The sequence below is a fragment of the Glycomyces amatae genome, assembly GCF_020991375.1.
In the GTDB taxonomy this organism is placed as follows: domain Bacteria; phylum Actinomycetota; class Actinomycetes; order Mycobacteriales; family Micromonosporaceae; genus Glycomyces; species Glycomyces amatae.
On the sequence record NZ_JAJLQZ010000063.1, the window covers coordinates 1 to 379 of the forward strand.

1 pseudogene is annotated in these 379 nt (G+C 79.9%); it reads left to right on the forward strand.

The window, feature by feature from the left end:
* Positions 1-300: pseudogene (locus tag LO763_RS28610) on the forward strand (N-acetylmuramoyl-L-alanine amidase); the annotation flags it as partial.
* Positions 301-379 lie beyond the last annotated feature (79 nt).

Below are 379 nucleotides of genomic sequence, written 5' to 3' on the forward strand. Positions count from 1 at the left end.
CCCTGCACCGCGACTCCTGCGGCACCCGCCGCGCACCAGGCCGCCCGGCGACAGGCCGCAGCAACGAACCCGGCAGCCACCGACACCACCGCTACCGCAGCGACGACCGGCACCGCCGCACCAGCGCTCACCGACCCCGCCGCCGCAGCGAGGCCCGGCCGAGCCGCCACCACACCGGCAACCACCGGCCCCACCACCACCGGAGCGCCGTCGCCCGGTCCCGGCGCCACCCACACCACCCCGGCCCCGGCAGCCCGCCCCAGGACCGGCCACTCCGCCACACCGTCGCCGATGGCCTGAACCCCACCCGAGAACCCGCCCGGCCCCCTACAGCCCGCCCCCGCCCGGCCTCCACGCCTCCGTCGCCGCCCGCCCGAAC